This window comes from Streptococcus oralis subsp. oralis (genome assembly GCF_002096435.1).
Classification (GTDB): Bacteria; Bacillota; Bacilli; order Lactobacillales; family Streptococcaceae; genus Streptococcus; species Streptococcus oralis_AA.
Genome location: NZ_NCUI01000002.1, coordinates 1 through 311, shown reverse-complemented (window position 1 = coordinate 311; position 311 = coordinate 1). Strand labels below are relative to the sequence as shown.

Below are 311 nucleotides of genomic sequence, written 5' to 3'. Positions count from 1 at the left end.
CAAGATGCGACAGCCTTCTCAGTCACAGATACCCTAGTGGACGTTCTTGAATTCGCAGGAACTTCAAGTGCTAAATTGAATGGTCAAGCTCTTGAAGCAAGCCAAATCAAGGTAGAAGGTCAAACGATTACCTTGACGCTTACAGAAGACCAAGTGAAAGCCAATGGCGGTCAAGCAGTTGAATTAACATTCGACGCGAAGATCAAAGCCGGCGCGAACTTGTCTGCTTACCTATCAGAAGATAAGACTGTGAAAGTTCCTAACAAGGCAGCTTACAAGGCAGATCTACCAAACAAACCAGGCTTTACGAA

1 protein-coding gene is annotated in these 311 nt (G+C 45.0%); it reads left to right on the top strand.

Translation table 11 applies throughout. From position 1 onward, the window contains the following. Positions 1–311 (top strand): isopeptide-forming domain-containing fimbrial protein (locus tag B7723_RS00010; RefSeq protein ID WP_142358065.1); only part of this gene is annotated, 311 nt, incomplete at both ends.